Genomic DNA, 7,875 nt, shown 5'->3' with positions numbered 1-7,875 from the left:
GCAGATGAAATTTAGATAATATCAGGTTCGGATAATCACTTCTACTGACTCAAAAACCAAAAATAAGCTACAATTCAAGCAGAGTAAGCATTTCCCGCTCAGAAACTTCCCATGTTTGATAACCTGCAAACCCAAATTTACCAACTAGAACAATTTGCCAACAGCCTCGTTTCTAACCAACTAACACACCTAAGCGTGGTGAGTATTGGTATCATCTTTGCAGCTGGTTTGCTCACCAGTCTCACACCCTGTATGCTTTCCATGCTGCCAATTACCATTGGTTACATCGGCGGTTATGAAGCTAAAAGCCGCTTGCAAGCAGCTGCCCAATCAACTTGGTTTGCTTTAGGATTAGCAACTACATTGGCAGGACTAGGTATCTTAGCAGGTTTTGTTGGAAAAGTCTACGGTCAAGTAGGAATTGGTTTGCCGATTATCGTCAGCATTATCGCCATTCTCATGGGGCTGAACTTATTAGAAGCACTGCCTCTACAATTTCCATCCTTGGGTGAAACGAATTGGATTTCACCAGATTTACCAGCAGGATTGCGTTCTTACTTGCTGGGGCTGACTTTCGGTTTAGTCGCATCCCCTTGTAGCACACCTGTTTTAGCTAGTTTGTTGGGTTGGATTGCCAATACACAAGACTTAATTTTAGGTGCTGTTTTGCTACTTTCTTATACAGCCGGTTATGTAGCACCATTGATTTTGGCGGGTACTTTTACAGCTTCAATTAAAAAGTTACTAGAATTGCGTCGCTGGTCTGGTTGGATTAACCCAGTTAGTGGGGCGCTGTTGGTAGGATTTGGTGTGTTTTCCTTAATTTCTCGGATTCCACTCGGCAGTTTTTAATATCAATACCTTTGTTAGATTTTACACATAATGACTTTAGAAGATTCGGCGTCCAAAGAATTAAAATGGTGGGCACTACCTGGGCAGTTCTTACGCCAAGAGCTTTTGCCTGTACTGACTAACTTACGACTAGCGATCGCACTACTGCTATTGATTGCCATCTTTAGCTCCACCGGTACTGTAATCGAGCAAGGTCAATCACCCGCATTTTACCAAGCCAATTACCCAGAACATCCAGCTTTATTTGGTTTCTTAACTTGGAAGGTAATTCAAGTAGTTGGATTAGACCACGTATATCGTACCTGGTGGTTTCTGGCATTACTCATCTTATTTGGCACTAGCTTAACTGCTTGTTCATTTACCCGTCAGTTACCAGCCTTAAAAGCTGCCCAGCGCTGGAAATATTACGAAGAACCCCGACAATTTCAAAAGTTAGCTTTAAGTACAGAACTAGATACTGGTTCCCTGAATTCTCTCAGCGAAATATTACAGAAACACCGCTATAAAATTTTTCCAAATCAAGAAAAAGAAAATCTCCTTTACGCCCGCAAAGGAATAGTTGGACGCATCGGCCCAATTATCGTTCATATTGGCATCGTCGCTATTTTGCTAGGGGGAATTTGGGGGGCAATGACTGGGTTTCTCGCTCAGGAAATGGTTGCTAGTGGCGATACATTTCAAGTGACAAATATTGTCGATGCTGGCCCAATAGCCGCAAAAATCCCAAAAGATTGGTCTGTGCGCGTCAATCGTTTTTGGATTGATTACACTCCATCTGGCGGCATTAATCAATTTTATTCAGATATGTCTGTTTTGAATAATCAGGGAAAGGAAATTGACCACAAGAAGATTTTTGTCAACGAGCCTCTGCGCTATCATGGCATAACTTTCTATCAAACTGATTGGGGAATTGCAGGTGTTCGCGTCCAATTTAATAACAGCCCGATTTTTCAACTTCCGATGGCGCAATTGAACACCAACGGTAACGGGCGCATTTGGGGAACGTGGGTTCCAACGAAACCAGATTTGAGTGAGGGTGTCTCCCTGTTAGCGAAAGACTTGCAAGGGATGGTATTAATTTATGATGCCACTGGCAAACTTGTTGATACAGTCCGCGCGGGGATGTTCACCGAAGTTAATGGCGTGAAGCTGAAAATTTTGGATGTCATTGGTAGCACAGGCTTACAAATTAAAGCCGATCCAGGCATACCAATTGTTTACACAGGGTTTGGTTTGCTCATGCTGGGTGTGGTGATGAGTTACTTTTCCCACTCACAAATATGGGCATTGCAAAAAGGCGATCGCTTGTATGTAGGTGGCAAAACTAATCGTGCCCAAGTTGCTTTTGAACAAGAAGTTCTGGAGATTTTAGATCGGCTGAGTTCACAGCCAAAAGGTGAAGAGAAAGAGACGGCGATTGAAGTTTAAACGCAAAGGGGAGGCAGCGCGTTGCGGGGGTTCCCACGGCAGTCGCTCATGGGGGGAACCCCCTTGGCGCTAGCCTCTCCCTTTGGGAGAAGACCGCGCTGCCTCCCCGTTGTAGCGACTGCCGTCGCGCAAAGGAAATCGCAGAGGTACGCAGAGGATTACTTTGCGTACCTTTGCGTTAACCTCTGCGTCCCTACCCTGCGGGAAGGCGAAGTACCTATGCATTTCAAAGTTATTTACAATTAATTACGCTTACACAGCCACAAATTGGAAAATTACTAGAGGTATTTATTAAACATTGGAACAAAAGATTTCTATGTCTGCCAAACTTCAATCTCAGGGACGGGTTTGCCTTCTACCTTTAATCGCTATCTTGTTGAGTATTGCTTCTTGCGCTGCCGAGCAAAAAAACATAAAGCGTGTTTCCCTTGTTGGTACTGGGGCAAGTTTTCCCGCACCTTTGTATGAGCGTTGGCTTTCAGATTACAACCAGCAAAATCCCAATATAGAAATTAACTATCAAGCTATAGGAAGCAGTGCTGGAGTGCAACAGCTTATCGATGGTACTGTGGATTTTGCCGCTAGTGATGTAGGAATTACAAGTGAACAAGCAGCCAAGATAAAACGGGGAGTAATCGCTTTGCCAATAACTGCTGGTTCTATTGTGCTAGCTTATAATCTCAAATCAGTTGCACAGCAGTCGTCTCAAGTGAATGTGCCACCTGCTCTAAGACTACCACGCCAAGTTTACGTAGATATCTTTCTTGGAAAAATTAAGAATTGGAATCACCCTAGAATAGCCGCAGCTAACCCAGGAGCAAGTTTGCCCAATTTACCAATTCAAGTTGTACACCGAACTGATGGTAGTGGAACCACAAGCGTGTTAACGCAACACCTAAGCACCATAAGTCCAGAATGGAAAAGCAAAGTTGGGGCTGGTAAATCTGTAGCATGGGGAGTAGGAATTGGTGGAAAGGGTAACGAAGGTGTTACCGCCCTGATTCAACAGATACCAGGAGCTATTGGCTATATAGAATACATTTATGCCAAACAAAATAAGCTTCCTGTAGCTGCTTTAGAAAATAAATCTGGTAATTATATTACACCGACACCAGAATCTGTAGCACAAACTCTAGAAACAGTGAAATTACCAGATGATAAGTTGATTGCTTTTATCACCGATCCTACAGATGCCCAGTCTTATCCTATCGTCACTTACAGCTGGCTTTTAACTTATCACCAATATCCCAACCGAGTCAAAGCTCAAGCGCTGAAAAATTTTGTGAATTGGGCTGTGATTGACGGGCAAAAATCCAGTTTGGAACTTGGGTATATTCCTTTATCAAAAAAAGTTGTGCTTCAAGTGCAATCTGCCGTGAAGAAAATTGCTGAATGAAGCCGATTAATGCCATCTGCGCTCATCAGTAATGATGTTACTTTTGGTGACGCACTTCAACTACAGTATGTACATTACCGCGAGGCGTGAAATCTGCTTTCACAGTGACTTCCAACGGATCGCAAGCAGCCACAAAATCATCTAAAATTTGATTGGCAGATTCTTCATGGGAAATGTAGCGATCGCGGTAACTATTAATATAAAGTTTGAGCGCCTTCAATTCCACTACCCGTTCATCAGGGACATAGCTAACATAAATTGTCGCAAAGTCAGGATAACCGGAAAACGGACATTTACAAGTAAATTCCGGCAAAGTAATGTTAATGTCATATCGCCTGCCCACACGCGGATTCGGAAAGGTAATTAGTTTACCTTCTGCAATGTCGCGTTCGCCATACTTCATTTCTTGGCTGGTTTGGGATGGACTTTCAGATAATTTATCAGTTGTCATTTGTCAGTTGTTAGTTTTTAGTTGTAATTTGTCATTTACTCCCCCTGCCCCCTGCCCCTCTGCCTCTTAATACTCTTCCTTCTCCCAGTCTGGACAATTCTCATCTTCACAACCGTGAGGATGCATAGCACAAACTAATAAATTACCACCATAAACTTGACCGTGGTAGTGACTACAACCGATACAGGCAGGATTTTTTTCAGATGTGGGTTCAACTGAATAAGGAAAACCCGGATCGACATCTGCTACAATGTCTTCCAGTTCCCAGTAAGCTTCCAACATCGGTTCAGCCAAATCCTGTAGATACTGATCGACTTCAGTAACAATATTATTGTGTACTTGCTCGCTGACTTCTTCCGTTAGCTCAAAAAATGCGTCTACCACTTCACTCATTCCGAGGAAGAAGCGCTCTACTTCATCAGCCACTGTTTCAACGATTTCTACTAAATCTTTTTGCCACTGTTCCATAAACTTGACACCTTTGCAGGCTATAAACAGGACGCTTTGTGTTATCTGGCTTGAAGCACTAAAATACACACTAGGCAATGTATCTTATCAAGTTTTTATCCGAAGTGTCATATGAAAATGCCACTTATTACTGATATTTTGCTCAAACAATGCTTTTATATTAGTCGCGTTGCAATCGTTTTAACTCGTCTTGCAGGTTTAGCACTTCTTGGCGTAATTTATCTACATTCTCATCATTTGACGCCTCTTTGACCGTTGGCTCTTCATCGTCCTCTAAAATTTCAATGCGGCGAGGTTGAGAAGGGGGCGTTTCTGGTGAGGTTTCACCAGATGCTTGGGCTTGTTGGGCTTGCTTCATCATGTCCTCAACGAAGCGGCGGGCTTCTTCTGTGTTCATTTCGCCCTTTGCCACCATTTCATCTGCCAGTTTTTGGACTTGCGATCGCACTTCGGCTAGTTTTCCCCCTGCTTTCTCACCTGCGTAAGAAGCTAATCCAACACCGAGGTAAAAAGCTTTTTGAACAATATCTCCAAAACCAGGCATTGTTGCTAACCGCTCCTAAAAATAAGGCGACCCGGAGACTACGCCTACCACAAGCCTCCCGTGTTGCTGCTACCTTCCGGTTCTGACAAGATTTGGGTGTTGCGATCGCATAGATCCAGGTCTTCTATAAAGATAACATGAAAATTCAGTAAGTGTATGTTATTCCATAACAATTCGCCATTCATAAAGCTGATAGTTGACGCAGCCGTGTTTCACCAAGGGGTCATCAGCCACAATCACTTCCGCTTCCTCCTTTGAGGCTGCCTCAAACAGCAACATCCCGCCTCTATGCTCTGCCCAATACCCTGTTCGTGCTTTGTGTCCTTTAGCAATCAAGTCTTGAATGTAGGCTTTGTGGGCAGGTACATATTGGTCAAAGCTAGGTTTATCGACTTTGCCTTCTTCAATTTTTACAAACCACGGCATTAGCTTCTTAACTCCAGTTACAACAAACATCCTGCTTTAGTTATGACTATTTTTGAGTAGCATTTGAGTAGCAATATACACGAACTATAGCGATTTACTAATTAATACAGATAGATATATGAGCCGTTTTTTTGTTGCCCTCTTACCACCGCAAGATATTCAAGACTACGCCAACGAGATTAAGCAGTACTTTGCCAATCGCTATGCTAGTAGCGGGGCGCTAAAGTCTCCGCCTCATATTACTCTGCAACCGCCTTTTGAATGGGCAGATGCTAACTTGCCATTATTAGAAGCATCCTTGAAGGAGTTTGCCAGTGGACAACAGCCAGTAGCAATTACACTCAAAGGGTTTGATGCCTTTACACCTCGTGTCATATACATTAATGTCCTCAGAAGTCAAGAGCTTTTAACTTTGCAAGCTGATTTAATGGCTTATACAGAAAGCAACTTGAGAATTGTTGACAATGTTTCTAAACCCCGCCCTTTTGCACCCCATTTAACGGTTGCATTTCGGGATTTAACAAAGCAGAATTTTAAAGCTGCTTGGCCAGAATTTGAAAATCGTCAGTTGCATTTTGAGTTTACTGCTGACAAATTAACGTTGCTGCTTCACGACGGGAAGCGCTGGAATATTAAACGAGAGTTTGCTTTTTTCTTTGGTAGTAATTGAACGATGTTTTTGTGATGGACGCTGCTGCTGTTTGAGATTGGAGCTAATTTTCTTTTGGATTAATTGGTGATTTATATATTCTCTAATCATTGGGGAGACGGAGAAAAGATAAGCATTCTTCTCTACTAGAGAACGCTCTTGCAAAGATTCTAAAGCATCTAGTAATTGTGGTGTTAGTATAGTAGGTGATATTTGCGATCGCAGTTCAGAAAGTGAAGCTGGCTGAAAATTACCTGCTAACCGCTCAATAATTATCTTTTCTGTATCTGACACGCATTTAAAATACTCTTTTAAAAGCTGGTTAATCTCCCCAAAAACTAATGTTTTTTGGTTTAAAAAGTCTGAAATATTACCATGAAATAACTTATCAATTTTGTTAAAGACTATATTTAATGCTAATGGATTACCAGCATAGTTTTCAATAAGTTGATGCAAATCACCAGTTGAACTCCAAAAAGCACCCTTGGTTTGAAAAATTTCTTCTACTTCTGTGATTTGTAAGCCTTTGATCTGCAATGCTCTAACAGGTAAATTTTCTCCTAGGAATCGCCTAATGTCTTTCGGCATTTCCTGACTTGTAAGAACTAAGCAGCTTTGATGAAGTGTTTGTGCCACTCGTCTGATAAGTTCGCTATAACCCTTATAACCTTGACGATAATATCCAATATCATATTTATCTGAAGCATCTTGTAAAATTGTCTCTAGATTATCTAATATCAATAAACAACGAGCATTTTTTAAATAATGAATCAACTGGGAAATTGTGTCGTCTAAAGTTTTTGATAAATTAGTTTCCTGCCCTTTGGATAAAATTTTAATTAGTTCGGCTAGCATATCTTTTACTGGTGGAGCATTGCGGAGACTACGCCAAATCACAAACTCAAACTTATCTTGAATTTGCTCTGCTAGCTTTACTGATAAACTGGTTTTGCCCATCCCATCCATACCTAACAAAGTCACTAATCGGCAGTGTTCTTCGAGAATCCAGTGTTTTAGTGTTGTTAGTTCTGCTGTACGTCCTAAGAATACAGAGATATCGGGTGCTTCGCCCCAATCAGTTAAATTTTGGATTGAATGCTGATTACTGATTACTTCATCAGTCCGAGGTAGTTGATAATCACTTGGTTCAAGTAATAAATTAAAAGCTCTGAAACAGGTGTTTAGAGTTTGCTTGTCAACTCCTACTTGGCAATGAAATACTTTCATCAGGGTATCTGGATCTAAGCCAGTGCGATCGCTTAAATCTTCCAAAGTATAACGTTTATCTAGGTTTTCCCAACTTTCTGCCTGACATTTTGCTGTTTGAAGTTTCTCAAACCCTTGATGTGTAAGAATAACACCCCGTTTGCGCCTACGTTGTAGTGGATTCATTACTGTCCCTTAAGTTTTGTACATACACTCATAAAGTAATAGTCAGTAGTTAGCGCCTGTAATATGCCGCCAAAATATTTACTTCACTTAAGAGGGTGCTACAAAGATGAGATGTGCTTTTCCTGAAATCAGGTTTGTTAAATATTATGAATATTAGAAATATGAATGTATCGACATAGCACTGCTACGTTTCTACGAGGGTTCTGGATAACGCAAATTTGATTTCACCAGATGTCTATTGTTACTGACGATGAATTCTTTGCAAAACT

General features: G+C 41.5%; 9 protein-coding genes and 1 other RNA gene. 4 read left to right on the top strand and 6 right to left on the bottom strand.

Annotation, left to right across the window (positions count from 1 at the left end):
• The first annotated feature begins 111 nt into the window (after positions 1 to 111).
• From V7K60_RS25855 to pstS, 3 genes are all read left to right on the top strand, one after another.
• Positions 112 to 852, top strand: a complete 741-nt coding sequence (locus V7K60_RS25855; protein ID WP_292782130.1) for a cytochrome c biogenesis protein CcdA — start codon at positions 112 to 114, stop codon at positions 850 to 852.
• 30 nt (positions 853 to 882) lie between these two features.
• A complete protein-coding gene (locus tag V7K60_RS25850) occupies positions 883 to 2,280 on the top strand; it encodes a cytochrome c biogenesis protein (protein ID WP_334929664.1) in 1,398 nt (465 codons plus the stop codon).
• Positions 2,281 to 2,596: 316 nt separating this feature from the next.
• Positions 2,597 to 3,676 (top strand): phosphate ABC transporter substrate-binding protein PstS, encoded by a 1,080-nt coding sequence (gene pstS / locus V7K60_RS25845; protein ID WP_334929662.1) that lies wholly within the window; start codon positions 2,597 to 2,599, stop codon positions 3,674 to 3,676.
• 37 nt (positions 3,677 to 3,713) lie between these two features.
• On the opposite strand, the gene queF is transcribed toward pstS, so the two are convergent.
• The 5 genes from queF to V7K60_RS25820 all read right to left on the bottom strand — a co-directional run bounded on the left by queF (position 3,714) and on the right by V7K60_RS25820 (position 5,565).
• Positions 3,714 to 4,127 (bottom strand): preQ(1) synthase, encoded by a 414-nt coding sequence (gene queF / locus V7K60_RS25840; RefSeq protein ID WP_104904668.1) that lies wholly within the window; start codon positions 4,125 to 4,127, stop codon positions 3,714 to 3,716.
• 66 nt (positions 4,128 to 4,193) lie between these two features.
• Positions 4,194 to 4,595, bottom strand: a complete 402-nt coding sequence (locus V7K60_RS25835) for a hypothetical protein (RefSeq protein ID WP_094350338.1) — start codon at positions 4,593 to 4,595, stop codon at positions 4,194 to 4,196.
• A 160-nt stretch (positions 4,596 to 4,755) separates the two neighbouring features.
• Positions 4,756 to 5,139, bottom strand: coding sequence for a phasin family protein (locus V7K60_RS25830; protein ID WP_334929659.1), 384 nt, complete (start codon positions 5,137 to 5,139; stop codon positions 4,756 to 4,758).
• Between the two features lie 25 nt (positions 5,140 to 5,164).
• An RNA gene (gene ffs, locus V7K60_RS25825) (signal recognition particle sRNA small type) lies at positions 5,165 to 5,261 on the bottom strand.
• Between the two features lie 37 nt (positions 5,262 to 5,298).
• The gene (locus V7K60_RS25820) at positions 5,299 to 5,565 is read right to left on the bottom strand and encodes a YciI family protein (protein WP_334929852.1); all 267 of its coding nucleotides are present in this window, start codon (positions 5,563 to 5,565) and stop codon (positions 5,299 to 5,301) included.
• Positions 5,566 to 5,683: 118 nt separating this feature from the next.
• Between V7K60_RS25820 and V7K60_RS25815 the strand changes: the two genes are divergently transcribed.
• Complete coding sequence (locus V7K60_RS25815; protein WP_334929657.1) at positions 5,684 to 6,235, top strand: 2'-5' RNA ligase family protein; 552 nt, start codon at positions 5,684 to 5,686, stop codon at positions 6,233 to 6,235.
• On the opposite strand, the gene V7K60_RS25810 is transcribed toward V7K60_RS25815, so the two are convergent.
• The gene (locus V7K60_RS25810) at positions 6,161 to 7,606 is read right to left on the bottom strand and encodes an NACHT domain-containing protein (RefSeq protein ID WP_334929655.1); all 1,446 of its coding nucleotides are present in this window, start codon (positions 7,604 to 7,606) and stop codon (positions 6,161 to 6,163) included. The two genes, V7K60_RS25815 and V7K60_RS25810, sit on opposite strands and share 75 nt — an antisense overlap.
• Positions 7,607 to 7,875: the final 269 nt, after the last annotated feature.

Source organism: Nostoc sp. (assembly GCF_036917555.1).
Taxonomy (GTDB): Bacteria; Cyanobacteriota; Cyanobacteriia; order Cyanobacteriales; family Nostocaceae; genus Nostoc.
Note: the sequence above shows the minus strand (reverse complement) of the source record. Positions and strands in the feature narration are given on the sequence as shown.

Bases quoted from the DNA above. Each gene is read 5' to 3' on its own strand.
- V7K60_RS25810 (WP_334929655.1), bottom strand. From the start codon at position 7,606: ATGAATCCACTACAACGTAGGCGCAAACGGGGTGTTATTCTTACACAT.
- V7K60_RS25830 (WP_334929659.1), bottom strand. From the start codon at position 5,139: ATGCCTGGTTTTGGAGATATTGTTCAAAAAGCTTTTTACCTCGGTGTT.
- V7K60_RS25855 (WP_292782130.1), top strand. From the start codon at position 112: ATGTTTGATAACCTGCAAACCCAAATTTACCAACTAGAACAATTTGCC.
- V7K60_RS25835 (WP_094350338.1), bottom strand. From the start codon at position 4,595: ATGGAACAGTGGCAAAAAGATTTAGTAGAAATCGTTGAAACAGTGGCT.
- pstS (WP_334929662.1), top strand. From the start codon at position 2,597: ATGTCTGCCAAACTTCAATCTCAGGGACGGGTTTGCCTTCTACCTTTA.
- V7K60_RS25850 (WP_334929664.1), top strand. From the start codon at position 883: ATGACTTTAGAAGATTCGGCGTCCAAAGAATTAAAATGGTGGGCACTA.
- V7K60_RS25820 (WP_334929852.1), bottom strand. From the start codon at position 5,565: ATGCCGTGGTTTGTAAAAATTGAAGAAGGCAAAGTCGATAAACCTAGC.
- queF (WP_104904668.1), bottom strand. From the start codon at position 4,127: ATGACAACTGATAAATTATCTGAAAGTCCATCCCAAACCAGCCAAGAA.
- V7K60_RS25815 (WP_334929657.1), top strand. From the start codon at position 5,684: ATGAGCCGTTTTTTTGTTGCCCTCTTACCACCGCAAGATATTCAAGAC.